This is a genomic window from Salinisphaera sp. LB1 (assembly GCF_003177035.1).
In the GTDB taxonomy this organism is placed as follows: domain Bacteria; phylum Pseudomonadota; class Gammaproteobacteria; order Nevskiales; family Salinisphaeraceae; genus Salinisphaera.
Genome location: NZ_CP029488.1, coordinates 3110263 through 3131460, shown reverse-complemented (window position 1 = coordinate 3131460; position 21198 = coordinate 3110263). Strand labels below are relative to the sequence as shown.

Below are 21198 nucleotides of genomic sequence, written 5' to 3'. Positions count from 1 at the left end.
CAACGATGGCCACCGCCGCTAGACGAAGCGATAAGCCAGGTAGGCGGTCACGACCAAGACGACGAATATCCATCCGATCCAGTCCAGATACTTGAGTAGTCGGTCCTCGAACACTGGCCCGAGACAGCGCACGAGCCCGGCGACCAGAAAAAACCGTGCGCCGCGCCCCGCGATCGATGCAAGCACAAAGGCCAGCAGCGGCATGTCGAGCGCACCCGCCGCGATGGTAAAAAGTTTATAGGGCAGCGGGGAAAAGCCGGCAAACAAAACCGTCCAGAAGCCGTACTCGGCGAACCCGCGCCGGACCGTGTCGTAACCCTGTCCATAGCCGACACTATCCAGCCAGGGAAGTATCTGTTCGATGAACAGCGCGCCGATCAGATAGCCGAACACGCCGCCAGCAGCGGAACCGAGCGTGGCGAGCACGGCATAGCGGACAAAGCGTTCGCGCCGGGCCAGCGTCATCGGCATGAGCATGACGTCCGGCGGAATGGGAAAGAACGAACTCTCGGCGAAGGCCAGGGCCACCAGCCCGCCCTGCGCATGCCGGTGCCCCGCGGCGCGGACCACGGCCGCGTAGAGCCGGCGCCACATCAGTCGTGGCCTTCGATCAGGGGCACGAAGCTCACCGGGTCGAGATCCTCGCGCTGGAACGACTGGCCCTGACGGCGCACCACCACCAGGCGCTGGCCGGCGCCGCTGGTATCGCCCACCGGCACGATCATGCGGCCCTGCTCGGCCATCTGCGCACAGAGTGAGGTTGGCAACGCCTCGGCGCCGGCGGTCACCAGGATCACGTCGAAGGGGCCGTACGAGGGCAGCCCGAGCACATCCTCGCGCGCTTCCCGCGCCCGGATATTGCGATAACCGAGCTCGGCAAACCGGCGCCGCGCCTGGTCGTAGAGCGGCTTGATGCGCTCGACGGTATAAACCGTGTCGACCAGTTCGGCCAGCACGGCCGCCTGGTAGCCGCTGCCGGTGCCGATCTCCAACACATGGTCGGGCACCCCGTCGGCCAGCAGCAGACTCGTCATCTGGGCCACGATATAGGGCTGTGAAATCGTCTGGCCATAGCCGATCGGCAGCGCCGTATCGTCATAGGCCCGGCTGGTCATGGCCTCGTCGACGAACATGTGCCGCGGCACGCGATTCATCGCCGCCAGAACGCGTTCGTCGCGGATGCCGAGCTGCTCGAGACGCGCGATCAGGCGCGCCCGGCTGCGCGCCGAGGCCATGCCGAAACCGCGCACGTGGGGATGCTTGTCCGGATCGATCATCACAGCCGATCCAGCCAGTCGGCCAACGGGGCCAGACTGGAATGACGCGTCAAATCGATCTGCAGTGGCGTGATCGATACGAAGCCATCGTTAACGGCCTGGAAATCCGTGCCGGGCCCGGCATCGGCCTGCCCGCCCGCCGGCCCGATCCAGTACACTTTTCGTCCACGCGGATCGCGGTCGGCGATCAGCTTCTCGGCACGATGACGATAACCCAGCCGCGTGGCGCGATAACCGAGTAGCTCGTCGTATGCCACATCCGGGACGTTGACGTTGAGAATGGTGTCGGCCGGCAGCGGATGGGCCAGCAACAGGCGCACCATCGACACCGCGACCCGCGCCGCCGTATCGTAGTGAACGCAGGCGTCGCCCACCAGGGACACCGCTATCGCGGGCAGCCCCAGCGACCGGCCTTCGGTCGCGGCCGCCACGGTGCCGGAATACAGCACATCGTCGCCGAGGTTCGCGCCCGTATTGATGCCCGAGACGACCATATCGGCGTCTTCATCAAACAGCCCCGTGGTCGCCAGATGCACGCAATCGGTCGGCGTCCCGTCGACGGCGAAGACATTGTCGTCGACCTCGCGCACCCGTAGTGGCCGCTCCAGCGTGAGCGAATTGCTTGCGCCGCTGCGATTGCGGTCCGGCGCCACGGTGACGATATCGTCGCAGACCGCGGCCATGGCCGCGCGCAGCGCGCTCAGGCCGGGGGCGTGACATCCATCGTCGTTGCTTAGTAGTAAACGCATGTACTCACAGACTCGAATTGATCCGGGCGCGCGTGCGCGTGCAAGCACGCGCTCAGCCCGATAGCATAGCTCATACAGGCCCGGCTTGACTTTGTGCCGCCGCCCGCGCGGCAGGGATACGCGATCATGAGCGCTTCGCATCGCGACGACGACAAAATCAGTGAGGACGAAGCCGCGCTGTTCCGCAGCGCGGTCGGGCCGGTCACGTATATCCGCCATAACCGGCGCGCCCCGCAGCGCCCCCTGCCCTCGGCTCGCCCGCGCATGCGCGAGGCGGACGAGGCCGCCGTAATGACGGAACTTCTCGTCGACGCCCCGCCCGATCCGGACATCGAAACCGGCGATGATCTGGTGCATCGCCGCGAAGGTGTCCAGCATGCCGTCATCCGGCGCCTGCGCCGCGGGCATTATCGCTGCCAGGCGGAAATCGATCTGCATGGCATGGTGGTCGACGTGGCCCGCCACTGCCTGAGCGAATTCCTGCGTGAGGCGCTGGATCGCGGCTATCGCTGCGTGCGCATCGTCCATGGCAAGGGCTTGCGTTCCGGCAACCGCGGGCCGGTACTCAAGGGCAAGGTGGCCGGTTGGCTGCGGCAACGGGATGAAGTGCTGGCCTATGCCTCAGCCCGGCCGGTCGACGGCGGCACCGGCGCGCTCTATGTCCTGCTGCGCAAGACATGAGCCCCGGTCATGGGCCTCAACCGCGACCGGCCATGTCCTCGGCCCGGACCAGCTCGCGGATCACACTGGTGGCGAAGGCCCCGGCAGACAGCGTGAATGAAAGCCGGATGTCGTCGCCTTCCACCGCGGCCTCGAGCCCTTTCACGGGCAGTCGAAGGGCGCGCCGTTCGGCGTCCACGCCGAATTGCGCCAGACCGTCGCAGAAACCCGGGAAATCGGCCAGAACGGAATTTTCCATCTCGGCCGCGGCCCCGGAAGGCAACACCGCGCCATCCCGCCGACGTCCCGGCATGGGCCCGGTGGGCTCGATATCGCCATGTGCCGCGCGGGCGATGAGTGAATCCCAGGATTCCTCGGTGTCGGCGGCGGCGAACACACTGCGTGATCCGGCCAGCATGAAGACATCCCCGGTCAGCGGGCCGGGCCACACGCCGGCTCGAAGGCGCGCATCCAGCACCGCATTGAAGATCAGCGAACGGGCCGCCGACAGGGCGAAACTGCGCCGCCCGCGCGACAAGCGACGGCCGGAAAACAACGCCTGCGACAGCGCGATGTTGCGGCCGCCGTGGCCGAACCGCTGCGGCCCGAAATAGTTGGGCACACCGTCGCGCCGCACCCGCGCCACACGGGCCGCGAACGCTGTCGCGTCGAGGCCGTCGACCTGGCGCACGACGATATCGAAGCGATTGGCGCGGTGCGTACCGCGCCGAAGCTTGCGCCCGTGGCGGCGCGCCTCGAGTACGCGCAAGTCGTCGTCCGCGGGCCAGGCCGGCAGCGCCTGCTTGATCGGCCAAGTCAGCGACAACCATTGCCGGGTCACGGCATGGCGATCCTTGAGGCCGCTGTAGCCGATGTTGCGCGCCGGCACACCGATGGCAGCCGCCAGTCGTTCGACCGCCTGCGGGGTGGTCAGCCCGGTCTTCTCCACCCAAAGCCAGACATGCTCGCCCTCGCCGGACAGCTCGACATCACAGATTTCCTCGACCCGGAAATCGGCCGGAGACCCGCGCAGCCAACCGCTTGCGCTCGGTCCGGATTCGACATGCGCGAAGGCGGCGACGTCGACCGCGTCGCCGTTGAGATAATCCATCCCGCGATCAGCCGGCGCTGGCGGTCTTGCCGGACGCGGCGTGCGACGCCTTCGTCGGGGCGGATTCGTCGGGCACGGTCAAAAAGAATGTCTCGCCCGGCTTGACCATGCCCATTTCGACCCGCGCCCGGCCCTCGGTCGCGCCCACGCCGGACTTGAGGTCATTGATCCGGGCCTGCATGGCATTGTTGCGCTCGCGGTCGTTCTTGTTCTCCCGGACGATCTTCTGGTGCATCGTTTGCAGATGGTGCACCTGCGCCAGACTGCCGTCACCGATCCATAGCCGGTATTGCAGACCCGCGAGAACGACGACCAGCGCAATGACGGCAACGCGATACATGGCTCGATTGTAGCGCGTCGCCGCCGGCTGTCCAGCGTAGGTTTCGTGGTCGGGAACGTCGTCGCGCAATCGTCAGATTTCGCAGTTGAAGGCTTTCTTGCCCGGATACACTGCACGGCCGCCGAGCTCAGCCTCGATCATCAGCAGGCGGTTGTACTTGGCAATGCGGTCCGAGCGCGACAGCGACCCGGTCTTGATCTGCGTGGCCGCGGTCGCCACGGCCAGATCGGCGATGGTCGAATCCTCGGTTTCGCCGGAACGATGCGACACCACGGCGGTATAGTCGGCGCGGGTCGCCACATCGATCGCGCGCAACGTTTCGGTGAGCGTGCCGATCTGGTTGGGCTTGATCAGAATCGAGTTGGCAATGCCTTCCTCGATGCCCCGCTGCAGAATACGCGTGTTGGTCACGAACAGATCGTCGCCGACGAGCTGGATCTTGTCGCCCAGACGCTCGGTGAGCAATGCCCAGCCGTCCCAGTCGTCCTCGGCCATGCCGTCCTCGATCGTGATGATCGGATAGCGTTCGACCAGGCCGGCCAGGTAATCGACGAAACCCTTGGCGTCGTAGTCCTTGCCTTCGCCGGCCAGCTTGTAGGTGCCGTCCTCGTAGAACTCGGTGCTGGCGGCGTCGACGCCCAGGTAGACCTGTTCGCCCGGCTTGTACCCCGCGCGCTCGATGGCCTCGACCAGCGTCTCCAGCGCGGCTTCATTGGACGGCAGATCCGGCGCGAAGCCGCCCTCGTCGCCGACCGACGTCGACATGCCGCGCTCACCCAGCAGCTGCTTCAGGTTCTGGAAGATTTCCGCACCACAGCGCAGGGCATCGGAAAAGCTCGAAAAGCCGGCCGGGACGATCATGAATTCCTGAATGTCGACATTGTTCGAGGCATGCTCGCCACCGTTGATGACATTCATCATCGGCACCGGCAGCTGGGTGGCCTCATCGTGTCCCAGGAACGCATACAGGCCCTGACCCGCATCGTTGGCGGCGGCGTGGGCCGCGGCCAGGGACACGCCCAGCAGCGCGTTCGCGCCCAGACGGCCCTTGTTGTCGGTGCCGTCAAGTTCGATCAGCACCTTGTCGAGACCGGCCTGGTCGTTGACGTCGAAGCCCTTGATTTTCTTGGCGATCTCGCCGTTGACATTGGCCACGGCGCGGGTCACGCCCTTGCCGAGGAAGCGACTCTTGTCGTTATCGCGCAATTCGACGGCCTCGAGACTGCCGGTCGACGCGCCCGAGGGCACCATGGCCGTGCCGGTCACCCCGGATTCCAACTCGATGCGAACCGCGACCGTAGGATTGCCGCGCGAATCGATGACCTGATAGCCGCGCGTATTGGAAATCTTCGACATAAGCTTTGAATATCGCGTTGGTGTGGAATGAGCCCGAGCCACCGCGTTCAAACCGCGGTCGACCAAGATTACCCGCTGTGCGACGACGGCGCCATGGCGCCGCGACGCTTGGCCACCCCATCGAGCTCGACCAGCGTTTCCAGAAGCTCGCGCATCTGTGCCAGCGGTAACGAGTTCGGCCCGTCGCACAGGGCGTTGTCGGGATCGGGATGGGTTTCCATGAACAGCCCCGACACACCCGCGCCGACCGCGGCCCGTGCCAGCACCGGAATATGCTCGCGTGCGCCGCCCGAAGCATGACCCAGACCGCCCGGCAGCTGTACCGAGTGCGTCGCATCGAACACCACCGGGCAACCGGTATCGCGCATCATGGCCAGGCCGCGCATATCGACCACGAGATTATTGTAGCCGAACGAGAACCCGCGCTCGCAGACCATGAGATCCTGGCCGCCCGCTTCACGGGCCTTGGCGACCACGCCGTTCATCTCCGCCGGCGACAGGAACTGGCCCTTCTTGATGTTCACCGGCTTGCCGGAGGCGGCGACGGCCTGGATGAAATCGGTCTGGCGACACAGAAAGGCCGGCGTCTGCAACATGTCGACCACGACCGACACCGGTTCCACCTGGGCCTCGACATGCACATCGGTCGTCACCGGCACGCCAATCTCGCGCTTGACCGCCGCCAGCGTTTCCAGTCCCTGGTCCAGACCGGGCCCGCGGTAACTGGCATGCGAGCTGCGGTTGGCCTTGTCGAAGGAGCCCTTGAAGACATAACCAATGCCGAGATCGGTGCAGATTTCGGCCACATGGCCGGCGATGTCGATCGACAGCTGCACCGATTCCAGACTGTCCGGCCCGGCGATCAGGAACAGCGGCGCGTCGCCGCCGACTTGGAAGCCGGCCAGATTCATTTTAGACACCGCGCGCGAGCCGCCGAAATGAAGCCCATGAACAACGGGTGGCCGGCCCGCGGCGTCGACGTAAATTCGGGATGGAACTGGCAACCCAGATACCAGGGGTGATCGGGCAATTCGATGATCTCGACCAGATCGTCCTGCACCGAGAAGCCCGAGAACACCAGTCCGTTGTCGGCCAGCGTCTCGCGGTAACGGTTGTTGAATTCGTAGCGATGCCGGTGGCGCTCGAAGATTTCGTCGGCCTCGTAGCACCGATGGGCCAGCGTGTCCGGCACCAGACGACAGCGTTGTTCGCCCAGCCGCATGGTGCCGCCGAGATCGACGTTGGCGTCGCGAGTCTGGCGCGCGCCGCCGGCGTCGGTCCATTCGGTGACCAGCGCGATCACCGGATGCGCCGGATGTGGCTCGAACTCGGTGCTGTGCGCGCCGGCCAGCCCGGCCACATCACGCGCGAATTCGATACAGGCAACCTGCATGCCGAGACAGATGCCGAGGTAGGGCACCTTGTTCAAGCGCGCATGACGCGCGGCCGCAATCTTGCCCTCGATGCCGCGTTCGCCAAAGCCCCCGGGCACCAGGATGGCGTCGCAGTCGGCCAGGGCCTCGGCCGGATCCCTCGCCACCGTTTCCGAATCGACATAGTGGATATCGACACGCGTGGCCGTATGCAGTCCCGCATGCGACAGCGCTTCGTTGACCGACTTGTAGGCGTCGGCCAAATCGACGTACTTGCCGACCATCGCCACCCGCACCGACACATCCTGGGTGGTGCGCGCATCGACCAGCGCGGCCCAGTTCGACAGGTCCGCCTTGGGCGCGGTCATCGAGAAATGATCAATGACCAGATCGTCGAGATGCTGGCTTTGCAGCAGACTCGGCATCTTGTAGATGTCGTCCACGTCCATCGCGGCGATCACCGCACGATCAGAGACGTTGGTGAACAAGCCGATCTTGCGGCGCTCGTTTTCCGGCAGCGGCCGGTCCGTGCGGCAGACCAGGATATCCGGCTGAATGCCGATCGAGCGCAGCTCCTTGACCGAATGCTGCGTCGGCTTGGTCTTGAGCTCGCCGGAGGACGGGATAAAGGGCACGAGCGTCAGATGCATGAACATGACGCGATCGTGGCCGAGCTCCACGCCGAACTGGCGGATCGCCTCGAGGAACGGCAGTGACTCGATGTCGCCGACGGTGCCGCCGATCTCGACCAGGCAGATGTCCGCGCCCTCGCCGCCTTCCAGAATGCAGCGCTTGATCTCGTCGGTGATGTGCGGAATCACCTGCACCGTGCCGCCGAGATAATCGCCGCGCCGTTCCTTGTTGATGACGTTGTTGTAGATCTGGCCGGTGGTGAAGTTCGACAGGCGCGAGGTCCGCGTCTTGAGGAACCGCTCGTAGTGGCCCAGATCCAGGTCGGTCTCCGCGCCGTCGCGCGTGACATACACCTCGCCATGCTGAAAGGGGCTCATGGTCCCCGCATCCACATTCAGATACGGGTCGAGCTTGATCACCGAGACCGACAGGCCCCGGGCTTCAAGCAGCGCGCCGAGCGAGGCCGCGGCGATGCCCTTGCCGAGCGAGGAGACAACCCCGCCCGTGACGAAAATATAACGAGTACCGGTCGCGTGCCCAGCCATGCGCGCTCTTGTAGGGTCGAGGGAAGGTGCGTGCCGCGCATGCTAGCCCAAAGCCGATGCGCGGACAACGCGCGCCCGGTCGCGACATCGTCCGACCGGCGGTATCACACGGCCTGACGTGATATGCCGCGCCGGCTGATCCGCACCGGCGAGCGCTACCTGCTCGTCGTTGCGCAATTCGTGCCGTTCGCCGGCTCCCCGCGCTCAGTCCCGGACGGGGTCGCCGACCAGCTCATGATGCCAGACGAACGCCGGCGCGTATCCGCCGAAACAATCCGCGATCGCGGGGTGCTGCCACCGCCCGGGCAGCGCCACGAGCCGGTCGCCGAGATACAGCCGCGGCATCCGTTCCCGGACCCAGGGCGGCACCCGCGTTCGCCGCAGATATTCCGACAGGACTTCCGTCCCGCCATCGGCGCGGGTCAGACGCGCGCCCGCACCGCCGAACGCCAGCACGAGGCCGCCGGGCCATGCGCAAGATGGCACGCCGTGAACCCGCAATACACCACAGCCCGGGGGCAGCGTGATCGCGTCGCCCGCATGCCAGGCGAGCACGGTCTCGGCGGGCGGCGCTGCCGGCAAGCGGGGCATGGCGAAAAGGCGCGCATCGAAACGACGGACTTCGGTCCCGGCGAACGAAACACGGGGGCCGGCGTGTTCCCGGGCCCCGAGCAGGCGTTCGATTTCGGCCAGATGACGATGATTCGGCCGGTCATGCCCGGCTTCGCTCAGCCAGCGGCGCAAGACTTCGGCGCGCCGGGCCGGCGACAGCGCGGCAAGGGCGTCGATGGACAGCGTATCGTTGTCACTCCGCACGGCTGTGAGATCCAGCGCGGCCAGCGCCCGGACCGCGTCGTTCGCCTGCGCCGCCCATGCCGCGCTGCGCGCCAGGGTTTCGGCCGCGGCCGGCCAGCGCTCGACCAGCGCCGGCCAGACGCGGGTGCGCAGTTGCCCGCGTGCGCGCTGCCGGCTGTGGTTGCTTCGGTCCTCGACCCAGGCCAGGCCGTTCGCTTTCGCATAGGCGGTGATTTCGGCGCGCGGCCGGTCGATCCATGGCCGCCAGAGCCGCCCGGGGCCGAACGACGCGAGGCCCGGCATGCCGGCCAGGCCGGCCACGCCCGCGCCGCGCAGGGCCTGCAGCAGAAACGTTTCGGCCTGGTCGTTGGCGTGGTGCGCCGTGAGCAACACCTCGCCCGGAGCGAGATCGTCGGCCAGTGCGGCATAGCGCGCATCGCGAGCCGCGGCTTCGAGCCCGCCGCCCCCGGCGCCGACGTGAACATCGAGCCGGGCATAGGCCACGCCGAGATCCGCGCATTGCTGCGCGCAGTGAGCGGCCCAGTCTTCGGCCGCGGCCTCGATATGGTGGCACACATGGACCGCGCGAACCGCCGTCGCGCCGCCCGCATGGGTCAGCGCATGCAACAGCGCCGTGGAGTCGCGCCCGCCGCTGTAGGCGACGACCAGACCGGCCGCGTTTTCCGGCGGCGTGCGCAGCAGGTCGGTCAACGTCGGCTGGTGTGTCACACCGCGGCGCGCGGCACGCTCGCGCTCTGGCTGAAGCGGCGCGGCGAAATCACCCCGTCGACTTGTAATCGCCGAAGGCCATCCAGCGCTTGTAGCGCTCATCCAGCAACTCGTCGATGCTCAGGTGCTGAAGCCGGGTCATGTGGGCTAGCAGGCGATCCTTGAGATGCCCCATGAGGCGGGCCGGGTCGCGATGCGCACCGCCCAGCGGCTCATCCACGACTTCGTCGACCAATTCCAGGCGTTTGAGATCGACCGAGGACACGCGCATCGCCTCGGCCGCGTCCTCGGCCTTGGCCGCCGATTTCCACAGAATCGAGGCACAGCCTTCCGGCGAGATCACGGAGTAGATGCTGTACTGAAGCATCATCAGCTGGTCGCCCACGCCGATCGCCAGCGCCCCACCGGAGCCGCCCTCGCCGACCACGGTGCAGATCACCGGCACGCGCAGCCTGGCCATCTCGAACAGATTGCGCGCGATCGCCTCGGACTGGTTCCGCTCTTCGGCGCCGATGCCCGGATAAGCGCCCGGCGTGTCGATGAAGGTCAGCACCGGCAGTTTGAAGCGCTCGGCGGTCTTCATCAGACGCAATGCCTTGCGATAACCCTCCGGCCGCGGCATGCCGAAATTGCGATGAATCTTTTCCTTGGTGTCACGGCCCTTCTGGTGCCCGATCACCATCACCGACTGACCGCCCAGACGCGCAGTGCCGCCGATGATCGCCGGATCGTCCCCATAGGCCCGATCGCCGTGCAGTTCGACGAAGTCGGTCAACATGCCGTCGATGTAATCCTGCGTATAGGGGCGCAGCGGATGACGCGCCATTTGCGCGACCTGCCACGTCGACAGTTTGGAAAAGATCTGCTCGGTCAGGTGCTTGCGCTTGTCCTCGAGCCGGGTGATTTCTTCGGAAAGATTGACCTCGCTGCCATCGGCGACAAAGCGCAACTCCTCGATCTTCTCCTGCAGTTCGGCGATCGGTTGTTCGAAGTCCAGGTAATCGAGGTTTTTTTGCGCCATCGGTTCGTCGTTGCCGGTTGTCGGATCAGCTTACGCTCGTCTGTGCGCGACGATAACGTACTTGTACTTTATCCGCACCCACAAGACTCTTCAGATCGGTCAACAACGCCTCGCACAGGCGCAGCCGGGTATCGCCCAAAGTCAGCACCGCGCGGGCCTGTGCGTTGGCGTAACGCAACACGACATCGCAGCCGGCATCGGCCTTGTAGCGATCCACGCAGCCGGCGAGTGCGCCGACATCCAGCGCGGCCTCGGACTGCAGCTGCAGCAGGATGCGGCTGGCATAGGCCGCGCGCGCGGTCTCCATGTCCATGACCGTGTTGGCATTGAGCCGGAAGCCGTCGGAGAAGTCGTCGTACTGCAGGCTGCCGTCGACGATCACGAGCTTGTCCGAGACCAGCAGATGGCCGAATTCGGCGGCCTTGTCCTCGAACAGGGGGCATTCGATGCGTCCGGAGCCGTCGTCCAGCACGACGATGATCCGCTTGCCCTTCTTCATGCGCCGGACCTCGACCACGAGCCCGGCGACCACCGCGGCCTTGCGCGGGCTGCGGCGGCCCTCGCCGCCCTCTTCCGGCCGGGGCATGGCCGCGACCTGATCGGCGATCTTGCCGTCGGTCATGCGTTCGAGCTCGGCCTCCCAGGCCTTGATCGGATGCCCGGTCAGATACAGGCCCAGCGTATCGCGCTCGGCCTTGAGCCGCTCGTCCTCCGGCCATTCGTCGAGATGATCGAGCGGCGGCCCGGCGGTGTCCGGCGTCTCGGCCAGGCCGAACATGTCGTTCTGGCCGACGCGGCTGGCTGCGCGGTCCTGTTCCGCAGCCGCCAACGCACGCGTGACGCCGTGCATCAGGCTGGCCCGGTTGGGGCCGAGATCATCCAGCGCACCGGCGTTGATCAGGGCCTCGATCGCACGCCGGTTGATCTTCGAGGTATCCACCCGGCGACAGAAGTCGTATAGGTTCACGAAGGCGCCACCTTTGCGCCGCTCGGCGATCACGGCCTCGATCGCGCCCTTACCCAACCCCTTGATCGCGCCCAGGCCATAGCGGATGGTCGTATCGTCGACCACCGAGAAGTTGTATTCGGAGGCGTTGACGTTGGGCGGTGCCACCTCGATGGCGAGCCGGTGGCACTCGTCGATCATGATCACGACCTTGTCGGTGTGATCCATATCCGCCGACAACACCGCCGACATGAAGTCGGCCGGATAATGCGCCTTCAGCCACGCGGTCTGGTAGGACACCAGGGCATAGGCCGCCGAGTGCGATTTATTGAAACCGTAGCCGGCGAATTTCTCGACCAGATCGAAGATATAGGCGGCGGTATCCTCGTCGATATTGTTCGCGACCGCGCCCTTGACGAAACCGTCGCGCTGCTTGGCCATTTCCTCGGGCTTTTTCTTGCCCATGGCACGACGTAACAGGTCGGCGTTGCCCAGGCTGTAGCCCGCCAGCACCTGGGCGATCTGCATCACCTGTTCCTGGTACAGGATGACGCCGTAGGTCGGCTCCAGCACTTCGGCCAGGCTGTTGTGCGGATACACCACCTTGGCCCGGCCATGCTTGCGGTCGATGAAGTCCTCGACCATGCCCGATTCCAGCGGCCCCGGCCGATACAGCGCGACCAGGGCGATGATGTCCTCGAACTCGGCCGGCTGCAGGCGCTTGATCAGGCGCCGCATGCCGGACGATTCCAGCTGGAACACGGCCGTGGTGTCGCCTTTCTGCAGCAGGTCGAACGAGGCCTTGTCGTCCAGCGGGATCTGGCGAACGTCGATCGGCCCCTTGCCGGCTTTTTTCAGGCGGGCGTTGGCGACCTGGACCGCGTTGTCGATGATGGTGAGCGTGCGCAGGCCGAGAAAGTCGAACTTGACCAGGCCGACCGCCTCGACATCGTCCTTGTCGAACTGGGTGACGCGGTTGGTGCCACCCGGCTCGCAGTACAGCGGCGTGAAATCGATCAGGTTGGACGGCGCGATGACCACGCCGCCGGCGTGCTTGCCGGCGTTGCGGCTCAGGCCTTCCAGCGACAGCGCCAGATCGAGCAGATAACCGACCTCTTCATCCTCGCGCGAGGTCCGCAGTTCCTCGGATTCCTCCAGCGCCCGGGTGAGCGTCATGTCCGGGGCGAACGGGATCTGCTTGGCGATGCGGTCGACGAAGCCGTAGGGGTGATTGAGCACGCGCCCGACGTCGCGCACCACCGCCTTGGCCGCCATCGTGCCGTAGGTGATGATCTGGCTGACCTTCTCGTGGCCGTAGGCATCGGCCACGTACTCGATCACCCGATCGCGGCCGTCCATGCAGAAGTCGACGTCGAAGTCGGGCATGGACACGCGTTCGGGATTGAGGAAGCGCTCGAACAGCAGATCGTAGGCGAGTGGGTCCAGATCGGTGATGCCGAGTGCGTAGGCCACCAGCGAGCCGGCACCTGAACCGCGGCCCGGACCCACCGGCACGCCGTTCTCACGCGCCCAACGGATGAAGTCGGCCACGATCAGGAAGTAGCCCGGAAAACCCATGGTCTTGATGACGTCGAGTTCGTGAGTCAGCCGGCTCTCGTATTCCTCGCGCCTGGTCTCGCGCACGTCCGCGTCCGGATACAGGTCTGCGAGGCGTTCATTGAGCCCGGCCTCGGACTCAGCCTTGAGAAACGAATCGGTATCGTGGCCTTCGGGCACCGGAAAGTCCGGCAGCACGTTCTCGCCGAGCGTGAGCTGGAGATTGCAGCGACGCGCGATCTCCACCGAGTTCTCGATCGCCTCGGGCAGGTCGGCGAACAGCTCGACCATCTGCTCGGGCGTCTTGAGATACTGTTCGGCGGTGTAGTGGCGTGGCCGGCGCGGATCGGCCAACGTATAGCCGCCGTGGATGGCCACGCGCGCTTCATGGGCATCGAAATCGTCGGCGCCGGGAAAGCGCACGTCGTTGGTGGCCACGATCGGAATATCGGTGGCCAGGGCCAGGCCGACCGTCTCCGCCAGCCAGGCGGCCTCGCCGCTGCGCTGGCAACGCGTGACCTCCAGATAGTAGCGATCGCCGAAAATCGATTGCCAGTGGCGCGCGTGCTGCTCGGCCAGTTCGGTCTTGCCGGCCAGCAGCGCCTGGCCGGTATCGCCGCTCATGCCGCCGGACACCGCGATCAGCCCGTCCGACTTCTCCACGATCCATTCGCGCCGGGTGAGCACCTGGCCGCCGGTCTGGCCATGCAGGTACGACCGCGTGAGGATTTCGCAGAGGTTGCGATAGCCCTCGCGGTGCTGGGCGATCAGGGTCAGCCGGGAGGCCGGCGCCGCACCTTCGTCCACCAGCAGATCCACGCCCACGATCGGCTTGATACCGGCCCCGAGCGCGGCCTTGTAGAACTTCACCATGCCGAACAGGTTGACGTTGTCGGTCACGCCGACCGCCGGCATGCCGGCCTCGGCCACCTGCTTCATCAAAGGCTTGATGCGCACAATGCCGTCGGACAGCGAATACTCGGTATGAACGCGCAGATGGACGAAGGGCGTCGTCATCGATAATCCTCGAACTCGGGGGCCGCAGCCCTCCTATCCTAACGTGAAATTCAGCGTGGTCTGCCGGGCCGCCGCGGCGCGGGCGACCGGCGCGAAACTATGCCGATGGATCGGCGTCGGGCCCAGTTCCGCGAGCGCGTCGCGGTGTGCGGGCGTACCGTAGCCCTTGTGTGCGGCCAGGCCATAGCCCGGATAGGCCCGATCGAGCTCGACCATCTGACGATCCCGCGCCACCTTGGCGATCACCGACGCCGCACTGATCGCGGGCACACGGCCGTCGCCGCCGACGACCGTGCGCATCGGCAGCGACAGCGCCGGCGCGCGATTGCCGTCGATCCAGGCGGCGAACGGCTGAACCGACAACGCGGCCACCGCGCGCTGCATGGCGAGCAGCGTGGCACCCAGAATATTGTAACGATCGATTTCGGCCACCGAGGCCTCGGCGATGGCCCAGGCGATGGCGCGCTCGCGGATCTTGATATCGAGAGCTTCGCGCGCCTCGGCGGTCAACGCCTTGGAATCGGTCAGCCCTTTCGGCAGCGGTCGGGGCGGCATGATTACCGCCGCTGCCACCACCGGGCCGGCGAGCGGCCCGCGCCCTACCTCGTCGATTCCCGCCACCACCGGACAGGCAAACTTGCGCCCGGCGCGCGGCCTCATGAACGCGCCTCGATCAGACCCGCCACCGCCTCGGCGGCGCGGGTATCGGCGGCGCGCGCCAGACCCGCATGAATCGCCTCGAAGGCATCGATCTGGGCGGCGCGCGCGGCCGGCGAATGCACCAGCCGATACAGCCAGGCGCCGAGCATGGGCACCTGCGCATCGGTTTGCAGCAGTTCAGGCACGAGGCGTCGTCCAGCCAAAAGATTCGGCATGCTCACGAACTCAGTCTTGATGAGATCGAGCCCGCGTGCAATCCAGTAATTGACGGGCGACAGTTCATAGGCCACCACCATCGGTGTCTTGGCGAGCAGCGCTTCCAGCGTTGCCGTGCCCGAGGCCACCAACAGCGCGTCTGCGGCCCGCATGACCTCGCGCGATCGCCCGTCGACGAGTCGTACGTCGAGATCGGGAAAATCCTCGAGATCGGCCTCGAAGCGCTGGCGCGCGCGGGCATTGGCCATCGGCGCGATGAAGCGCAGGCCGGGGTCGCGGCGTCGCAGCCAGCGCGCAACGGCCAGAAAACGGGGCCCGAGCCGGCTGACTTCGGCCCCCCGGCTGCCGGGCAGCAGGCCGACCCAGTGCGCGTCCCGATCCATGTCCAACGCCTGGCGCGCGGCCGCGGCGTCCGGGTGCGCCGGCAGTGCGTCGGCCAATGGATGGCCGACGAAGGTGACGGGAATATCGTGTGCGGCGAAGAATGCCGGCTCGAACGGGAAGATCGCCAGCATCAGATCGACAGCGCGGCGAATGCCGCGCGTACGCCCGGCGCGCCAGGCCCAGGCGGTCGGGCAGACATAATGGACGGTGGCGATGCCGGCACGCCGCACGCGTTGTTCCAGCCGGGTGTTGAAGGCCGGCGCGTCGACGCCGATGAAGACATCGGGCCGGCAGCGCGTGACTTCGCGATACAGGCGCTGGCGAAGCCGCAGCAGGCGCGGGATCTGGCCGATCACCTCGCTCACCCCGAACAACGACAGCGCGTCGATGTCCGCCCGCGATTCACAGCCTTCGGCGACCATGCGCGGCCCGGTCACACCGAGGAACCGTGCCTCCGGATAGCGCCGGCGCAACTCGCGAATGAGTCCCGCAGCCAGCACATCACCCGACACCTCGCCGGCGACGATGAAAAAGACCGGAGCGCGACGTGCCATCGACGCCACCGAGCCGCCGTCGACGGTCAGCGGATGATGCCGCGCTGGGCGTTATCCAGCGACGCGAGCATCGTGGCCACGGCGGGGCTGGTTTCGGCGTATTCGCGAATCGCCTCCTTGGCATCCGCCAGGCCCATCTTGGACCGATACAGGATGCGATAGGCTTTCTTCACGGCCGCGATCTCGTCGTTGGAATACCCCAGACGACGCATACCGATCGAGTTGATGCCGTGCGGCTCTGCCGGGGAGCCGGCCGAGCGTACGAAGGCCGGTACGTCCTGAACCACCCCGCTGCAATAAGCCAGGAAGGCCAGCGTGCCGATATGACGAAACTGGTAGACGAGTGCAAACCCGGCCAGGACGCAGTGGTCGCCGATATGAACATGTCCGGCCAGACTCGCGCCGTTGGCCATGGTGATGCCGTTGCCGAGCACACAATCATGCGCCACATGGGTATACGCCATGAGCAGGTTGTCGTTGCCGATGCGGGTCACACCGTGGTCGAACAACGTGCCGCGATGCACGCTGCAATACTCGCGAAACGTGTTGCCATCGCCGATCACCAGCTCGGTCGGCTCGCCCTTGTAACCGCGATGCTGCGGCTCGGCGCCAAGCGAGACAAACTGGGACACCTTGTTGTTGCGACCGATCGTCGTATGCCCGTCGATCACCGCGTGCGGCCCGATTCGCGAGCCCGCGCCGATCCTGACGTGCGGACCGACCACCGTGAACGGCCCGATATGGACGTCGTCATCGATCTGCGCTTCGGGGTGAACCTGAGCCGAGGCGTCGACCGGCATTATTCGACCTCGTCTGGCGCCGGCTTGCTCGGGATGGCCATGACCTGAGCACGACACGCCAGCTCGTCGCCCACCCAGGCTGCGGCGTCGAAGCGCCATAGCCGTTTCTTCGCGGAATCGATTTCAAGCTTGAGCAGCAGCTGGTCGCCCGGCACCACCTGGCGCTTGAAGCGTGCCTTGTCGATACCCGCGAAATACACGATGGTCCCGTCGTCGGCATCGACCGTGCGCATGCCCAGAATCAGACCGGCCTGGGCCAGCGCCTCGAGGATCAGCACGCCGGGCATCACCGGATGGCCCGGGAAATGCCCGCCGAAGAATGGTTCGTTGACCGTCACGTTCTTCAACGCCGTGATCGACTTGCCCGGCTCGCATTCGAGCACCCGATCAACCAGAAGAAACGGGTACCGGTGCGGCACCCTCTTCATGATTTCTCGGATTCCATCCTGTTCGTTCATCAAGGGTCTCCAGCAATCCCGTTTGTCGTCTCGACGCGCTTGAGCCGGGCCTCGATTCGATCGAGCGCCCGGAACAGCGCCAGCCGTTTGCGCCAGCTTCGTGCCGGCATGGCACGAAAGGTCGACGAGTATACTCCTTCGACCACAATATCCTTGGGCACCTGACTGGCCGCGGTGATGATCACGCCATCGGCAATGGTGACGTGATCGCCGATACCCACGCCGCCGCCGATCATGCAGCGCGCGCCGATCGTGGTCGAACCGGCAATTCCGGTACAGCCGGCGATTACGGTGTGCTCCCCGATCACGCAGTTGTGTGCGACGTGGACCTGGTTGTCGATCTTCGCCCCGGTGCGCACGACCGTATCCTCGATCGCGCCGCGATCGATGGTGCTGTTGGCACCGATCTCGACATCGTCGGCGATGCACACACCGCCCAGCTGCGGAACCGGCTCAAACCCCGCGGGCCCGGGCACCAGCCCGAAGCCACGCTCGCCGAGCACCGCTCCCGAGCCAATGCGTACGCGCGCACCGACTCGCGTATTCGCACAGATCGTCACCCGCGAACCAATCACGGCGTTCTCGCCGAGGCTGACATCCGCGTCGATCACACTGCCGGCGCCGATCACTACCCCGGCGCCGACCACGGCCCGTTCACCGATCACTACATGGGCGCCGATGCTGGCGGAGGCCGCAACCCGCGCGCTGGCCGCCACGACCGCACTGGCGGCCGTACCGGGAGCCGGGGCCGGCCGGTCGAAAACCGTGGCCACGCGCGCATAGCTCAAACGCGGGGTATCGCTGATCAGCAGCGCCGGCCGGTCGATGCCGGCGAGCTCGCGCGGCACGATAATGACGCCGGCACGGCTGGCCTCGACCCGCTGGCGTTGCCGGACCGTCTCGGCAAACCCGAGACCGTATTCATGGCCGGGATCGAGACTGCAGACGCCTGCGACCATGACATCGCCATCGCCGACCATCTCCAGCCCAAACCGTCGCGCCAGATCTGCGGCACGGAATCGTGTCGACGCGGTCGAGTCGGCCACGGCTTTTCCCTCGTTCAATCGGCCTTTTGGGCGCCGGTGGGTGCGTCATTCGTCCGCGCGGCATCGGCCGACTGCTTTTTCAGCCGCTGCAGTATGGCATCGGTGATATCGACCGAGTCGCTGGCGTAAAGCACCGAGTCCCCGACGATCAGGTCGTAGCCATTGTTCTTGGCATAATCATCAATCACCTGCCGCAGATCCGAGCGCATGTGGGCCAGCTCCTTCTGCTCGGCATCGGAGACGTCGTCGTTGTACCGCGACCGCTTGCGCTGGAGCTGGTGCTTGTCGTCACGGATCGCGGCCGACAGCTGATCGCGCCGATCGTCGCTCATGGAATCCGCTTTTTCCTTGAGCCGATCCATCTTGGCCTGGAGCGTATTCGAAGCCTTTTCCAGAGCCTGCTTGCGCTTGGCGAACCGTTCGGCCATGTTCTTTTTGGCCGTCTGCGCCTGCGGCGATTCCCGCACCAGCCGATCGAGATCGACTGCCCCGATCTTGGGGGGCGGACGGGTCGGCTGCGCCGCGACCGAACCGGTCCCGATCGTCGCGGCCAGAACCGCGACGACTAACCAAACCGGGCTGCATGCCAATCTGCGCATCACCACCTATTGGCCCTAGAAATTGGCGCCGAAGGAGAACTGGAACCGATTGACGTTGTCGCTGGGCTGGGCCTTGCTGACATACGGCGCGTAGCTGACCCGCAGCAAGCCGAAGAACGGCGTGAACCAATCGAACGCCACACCGGCCGACTTGCCCATCTTCGAGGCGTTGAAATCGCTCGCATTGGCGTAGACGTTGCCCATGTCATAGAACAGACTGAACCGAGTGGTCTTGTCGTCGGACTTGAGGAACGTCGGAATGACCAGGTCCGTCTGCAATGTGGTCAGGAACTGGCCACCGTAGGGATTGTTGAACGAGTCCTGCGGACCCAGGCCACCGTTTCGGAAACCACGCACCGACTGGGCGCCGCCGCCAAAGAAATTATCGTACGGCGGCACGTCCGTACCCTTGCCCCAGATCGCGGTCTGAGCCACCTTGCCGTCGAGCTGCAACACCACCTTGTCGGACAATTTCGGAATCCACGACCCGACACGCAGATAACGCTCGTGCTCGATGCTCGCCTTGTAATACTCAAGATCAGAGCCCGGGCCCTTGATATTGAACAATACCTTGGTGTCCGAACCGCGCGTGGCGAAATAGCTACGATTACGCGTGTCACGGTCGAAACCGGTACGCAGCTCATAAGTCAGCGCGCTCTTGCCATTATTGCGCACGAACTTGGCAACCTGGTCGGACACCACCTGATTGCCGTTCTTGTTGATGGTCGAGGCGATTTGATTGTCTTCGACCCCCAGACCGGCCCGAATGCTGGAATATTCGGTGATCGGGAAATGGAACGTGACGGCGCCGCCAACGGAGTTGAGGTCGAAACTCGAGCCGGTGCGAACCAGTTGGCTGGTCTTGCGATAGAACCCGGAGATCGTGCGTGAAACGCCTTCCGGGGTGAAGTAAGGATTGGTGAAGCTGCCCGACACACTCTTGGCATACGAGTTGGTCTGGGCATTGAGCTGGATGGTGTCGCCCGTACCGCGGAAGTTTGTTTCCTTCACGCCGCCATTGATCAGGAAGCCTTCCGAGTTGGAATAACCGATACCCGCGTTGATCTGGCCGGCCGCGCGTTCGGTGACGTTATAGTCGACGTCTACCAGGTCATTCGAGCCGGGTACTTTCTTGGTATTGACCTTGACGTCCTGCATGAACGGCAGCCGCGCCAGACGGGTGCGCGAGCGTTGCACGGCACGCCGCGAATACGGCGCGCCCTCGAACTGACGCATCTCGCGCCGCAGCGTCTTGTCGTTGGTCTTCGAATTGCCGCTGAAGATGATGTGGCGGACGTAGGTCCGTTCCCCGGGGTTGACGAAGAAGGTCAGATCGACGGTCTTTTTCTTGTCGTTAATCTTGGTCAGCGGATCGACGTTGGCGAACGCATAGCCGAAATCGGCCATGCCGGAGGTAATCGCCTTGACCGAATCCTGCACCTTCTTGCGCGAGAAAATCTGGCCGTCCTTCACCTTGACCAGCCGTTGCAGCGTGGCCTCCGGCACGATCATGTCGCCGGCGAACTTGTAGTTCTTGATCTTGTACTGCGACCCTTCATCGACATTGATGGTGATGAAGACGTGCTTCTTGTCGGGCGACAACGACACCTGAACCGAGGTGACATTGAAACGGATATAGCCGCGGTCCTGATAATAGGAGTTCAGCGATTCCAGATCGCCCACCAGCTTCTCGCGCGAGTAACGGTCCGGATGCTTCCAGAACGTCAGCGGGTGGGTATAGAACGGCTTGTGCGACTTCAGCTTGAACACGCTCTTGAGCTGCGCATCCGAAAACTGGTGGTTGCCGATGATGTTGATGTCCTTGATGGACGCGATCGGGCCTTCCTTGACCTTGATGTCGATCGCCACCCGGTTGTTGCCAAGGTGTTTGACGTGGGTGTGGATCTTCACACTGTAATAGCCGTTGGCGTAGTACTGGCGCCGCAGCTCCTGCTGCAGCGAGTCCAGCAGCGAACGCTTGTACAGCTCACCCTGCGCCAGCCCCTGCTTCTTGAGGGCCTTCTTGAGCTTCTTGCCGCCAATCGCCTTGTTGCCCTCGATCTTGAAGCTGGCGATCTCCGGCCGCTCGGACACATCCACGATCAGGGTGTTGCCGCGTCGCTTCAGGGCCACGTTCTGGAACAGGCCCGAGTCATAAAGCGCGCGAGTCGACTGCTGCGCGCGCGCCTCGGTCATCTGGTCACCGACCGAGACCGGCAGATAGGTCAGGACCGTGCCCGGCTCCAGCCGCTGCACGCCCTCGACCTTGATATTGCCGATCTGGAAGTCATACGACTGCGCCCACGCGCCTGCCGCATACATGACCAAGAGCGCGCCTGCCGCACGCTTCACCACTCCATTCATAATTGAGC

At 65.2% G+C, this 21198-nt stretch carries 19 protein-coding genes; 1 reads left to right on the top strand and 18 read right to left on the bottom strand.

Annotated features, from left to right (window positions below; genetic code table 11):
• Positions 1 to 18: 18 nt before the first annotated feature.
• The 3 genes from SALB1_RS14065 to surE are packed head-to-tail and all read right to left on the bottom strand — an operon-like array spanning position 19 to position 2026.
• Positions 19 to 594: a YqaA family protein gene (locus SALB1_RS14065; RefSeq protein ID WP_109995457.1), complete on the bottom strand. Its 576-nt coding sequence runs from the start codon at positions 592 to 594 to the stop codon at positions 19 to 21.
• Positions 594 to 1277, bottom strand: coding sequence for a protein-L-isoaspartate(D-aspartate) O-methyltransferase (locus SALB1_RS14060; RefSeq protein ID WP_109994426.1), 684 nt, complete (start codon positions 1275 to 1277; stop codon positions 594 to 596). The genes SALB1_RS14065 and SALB1_RS14060 overlap by 1 nt, the downstream gene beginning before the upstream one ends.
• Positions 1277 to 2026: a 5'/3'-nucleotidase SurE gene (gene surE, locus SALB1_RS14055; protein WP_109994425.1), complete on the bottom strand. Its 750-nt coding sequence runs from the start codon at positions 2024 to 2026 to the stop codon at positions 1277 to 1279. Before surE ends, SALB1_RS14060 begins: the two co-directional genes overlap by 1 nt.
• A gap of 126 nt (positions 2027 to 2152) precedes the next feature.
• Between surE and SALB1_RS14050 the strand changes: the two genes are divergently transcribed.
• Complete coding sequence (locus SALB1_RS14050; protein ID WP_109994424.1) at positions 2153 to 2707, top strand: Smr/MutS family protein; 555 nt, start codon at positions 2153 to 2155, stop codon at positions 2705 to 2707.
• Between the two features lie 16 nt (positions 2708 to 2723).
• Here the strand turns inward: SALB1_RS14050 and truD are convergent, their stop codons facing one another.
• The 15 genes from truD to bamA form a co-directional block, all read right to left on the bottom strand.
• Complete coding sequence (gene truD, locus SALB1_RS14045) at positions 2724 to 3797, bottom strand: tRNA pseudouridine(13) synthase TruD (RefSeq protein WP_109994423.1); 1074 nt, start codon at positions 3795 to 3797, stop codon at positions 2724 to 2726.
• 7 nt (positions 3798 to 3804) lie between these two features.
• The gene (locus SALB1_RS14040; RefSeq protein ID WP_109995456.1) at positions 3805 to 4137 is read right to left on the bottom strand and encodes a septum formation initiator family protein; all 333 of its coding nucleotides are present in this window, start codon (positions 4135 to 4137) and stop codon (positions 3805 to 3807) included.
• Between the two features lie 72 nt (positions 4138 to 4209).
• Positions 4210 to 5493: a phosphopyruvate hydratase gene (gene eno / locus SALB1_RS14035; RefSeq protein ID WP_109994422.1), complete on the bottom strand. Its 1284-nt coding sequence runs from the start codon at positions 5491 to 5493 to the stop codon at positions 4210 to 4212.
• Positions 5494 to 5561: 68 nt separating this feature from the next.
• Positions 5562 to 6404 (bottom strand): 3-deoxy-8-phosphooctulonate synthase, encoded by an 843-nt coding sequence (gene kdsA / locus SALB1_RS14030; RefSeq protein ID WP_109994421.1) that lies wholly within the window; start codon positions 6402 to 6404, stop codon positions 5562 to 5564.
• Positions 6401 to 8044 carry a CTP synthase gene (locus SALB1_RS14025; RefSeq protein WP_109994420.1) on the bottom strand — a complete coding sequence of 548 codons (1644 nt, stop codon included), beginning with the start codon at positions 8042 to 8044 and terminating at the stop codon, positions 6401 to 6403. The genes kdsA and SALB1_RS14025 overlap by 4 nt, the downstream gene beginning before the upstream one ends.
• Positions 8045 to 8248: 204 nt before the next feature.
• The gene (gene tilS / locus SALB1_RS14020; RefSeq protein WP_158590748.1) at positions 8249 to 9568 is read right to left on the bottom strand and encodes a tRNA lysidine(34) synthetase TilS; all 1320 of its coding nucleotides are present in this window, start codon (positions 9566 to 9568) and stop codon (positions 8249 to 8251) included.
• A gap of 49 nt (positions 9569 to 9617) precedes the next feature.
• Positions 9618 to 10589 carry an acetyl-CoA carboxylase carboxyltransferase subunit alpha gene (locus SALB1_RS14015; RefSeq protein ID WP_109994418.1) on the bottom strand — a complete coding sequence of 324 codons (972 nt, stop codon included), beginning with the start codon at positions 10587 to 10589 and terminating at the stop codon, positions 9618 to 9620.
• A 25-nt stretch (positions 10590 to 10614) separates the two neighbouring features.
• A complete protein-coding gene (gene dnaE / locus SALB1_RS14010; RefSeq protein ID WP_109994417.1) occupies positions 10615 to 14109 on the bottom strand; it encodes a DNA polymerase III subunit alpha in 3495 nt (1164 codons plus the stop codon).
• 33 nt (positions 14110 to 14142) lie between these two features.
• A complete protein-coding gene (gene rnhB / locus SALB1_RS14005; RefSeq protein WP_109994416.1) occupies positions 14143 to 14769 on the bottom strand; it encodes a ribonuclease HII in 627 nt (208 codons plus the stop codon).
• Positions 14766 to 15923, bottom strand: a complete 1158-nt coding sequence (lpxB, locus tag SALB1_RS14000) for a lipid-A-disaccharide synthase (RefSeq protein ID WP_109994415.1) — start codon at positions 15921 to 15923, stop codon at positions 14766 to 14768. Before lpxB ends, rnhB begins: the two co-directional genes overlap by 4 nt.
• 26 nt (positions 15924 to 15949) lie before the next feature.
• Positions 15950 to 16723 carry an acyl-ACP--UDP-N-acetylglucosamine O-acyltransferase gene (gene lpxA / locus SALB1_RS13995; protein ID WP_109994414.1) on the bottom strand — a complete coding sequence of 258 codons (774 nt, stop codon included), beginning with the start codon at positions 16721 to 16723 and terminating at the stop codon, positions 15950 to 15952.
• Entirely contained in the window at positions 16723 to 17181 is a 459-nt protein-coding gene (gene fabZ / locus SALB1_RS13990; protein WP_109994413.1) for a 3-hydroxyacyl-ACP dehydratase FabZ, read from the bottom strand. Before fabZ ends, lpxA begins: the two co-directional genes overlap by 1 nt.
• Complete coding sequence (gene lpxD / locus SALB1_RS13985) at positions 17181 to 18227, bottom strand: UDP-3-O-(3-hydroxymyristoyl)glucosamine N-acyltransferase (protein ID WP_109994412.1); 1047 nt, start codon at positions 18225 to 18227, stop codon at positions 17181 to 17183. Before lpxD ends, fabZ begins: the two co-directional genes overlap by 1 nt.
• Before the next feature lie 14 nt (positions 18228 to 18241).
• A complete protein-coding gene (locus SALB1_RS13980; protein WP_109994411.1) occupies positions 18242 to 18826 on the bottom strand; it encodes an OmpH family outer membrane protein in 585 nt (194 codons plus the stop codon).
• 15 nt (positions 18827 to 18841) lie between these two features.
• Positions 18842 to 21190: an outer membrane protein assembly factor BamA gene (gene bamA / locus SALB1_RS13975; protein ID WP_109994410.1), complete on the bottom strand. Its 2349-nt coding sequence runs from the start codon at positions 21188 to 21190 to the stop codon at positions 18842 to 18844.
• Between the last annotated feature and the right edge of the window lie 8 nt (positions 21191 to 21198).

Coding starts and splice junctions, on each gene's coding strand:
- SALB1_RS14065 (WP_109995457.1), bottom strand. CDS start 594: ATGTGGCGCCGGCTCTACGCGGCCGTGGTCCGCGCCGCGGGGCACCGG.
- SALB1_RS14060 (WP_109994426.1), bottom strand. CDS start 1,277: ATGATCGATCCGGACAAGCATCCCCACGTGCGCGGTTTCGGCATGGCC.
- surE (WP_109994425.1), bottom strand. CDS start 2,026: ATGCGTTTACTACTAAGCAACGACGATGGATGTCACGCCCCCGGCCTG.
- SALB1_RS14050 (WP_109994424.1), top strand. CDS start 2,153: ATGAGCGCTTCGCATCGCGACGACGACAAAATCAGTGAGGACGAAGCC.
- truD (WP_109994423.1), bottom strand. CDS start 3,797: ATGGATTATCTCAACGGCGACGCGGTCGACGTCGCCGCCTTCGCGCAT.
- SALB1_RS14040 (WP_109995456.1), bottom strand. CDS start 4,137: ATGTATCGCGTTGCCGTCATTGCGCTGGTCGTCGTTCTCGCGGGTCTG.
- eno (WP_109994422.1), bottom strand. CDS start 5,493: ATGTCGAAGATTTCCAATACGCGCGGCTATCAGGTCATCGATTCGCGC.
- kdsA (WP_109994421.1), bottom strand. CDS start 6,404: ATGAATCTGGCCGGCTTCCAAGTCGGCGGCGACGCGCCGCTGTTCCTG.
- SALB1_RS14025 (WP_109994420.1), bottom strand. CDS start 8,044: ATGGCTGGGCACGCGACCGGTACTCGTTATATTTTCGTCACGGGCGGG.
- SALB1_RS14015 (WP_109994418.1), bottom strand. CDS start 10,589: ATGGCGCAAAAAAACCTCGATTACCTGGACTTCGAACAACCGATCGCC.
- dnaE (WP_109994417.1), bottom strand. CDS start 14,109: ATGACGACGCCCTTCGTCCATCTGCGCGTTCATACCGAGTATTCGCTG.
- rnhB (WP_109994416.1), bottom strand. CDS start 14,769: ATGAGGCCGCGCGCCGGGCGCAAGTTTGCCTGTCCGGTGGTGGCGGGA.
- lpxB (WP_109994415.1), bottom strand. CDS start 15,923: ATGGCACGTCGCGCTCCGGTCTTTTTCATCGTCGCCGGCGAGGTGTCG.
- lpxA (WP_109994414.1), bottom strand. CDS start 16,723: ATGCCGGTCGACGCCTCGGCTCAGGTTCACCCCGAAGCGCAGATCGAT.
- fabZ (WP_109994413.1), bottom strand. CDS start 17,181: ATGAACGAACAGGATGGAATCCGAGAAATCATGAAGAGGGTGCCGCAC.
- SALB1_RS13980 (WP_109994411.1), bottom strand. CDS start 18,826: ATGCGCAGATTGGCATGCAGCCCGGTTTGGTTAGTCGTCGCGGTTCTG.
- bamA (WP_109994410.1), bottom strand. CDS start 21,190: ATGAATGGAGTGGTGAAGCGTGCGGCAGGCGCGCTCTTGGTCATGTAT.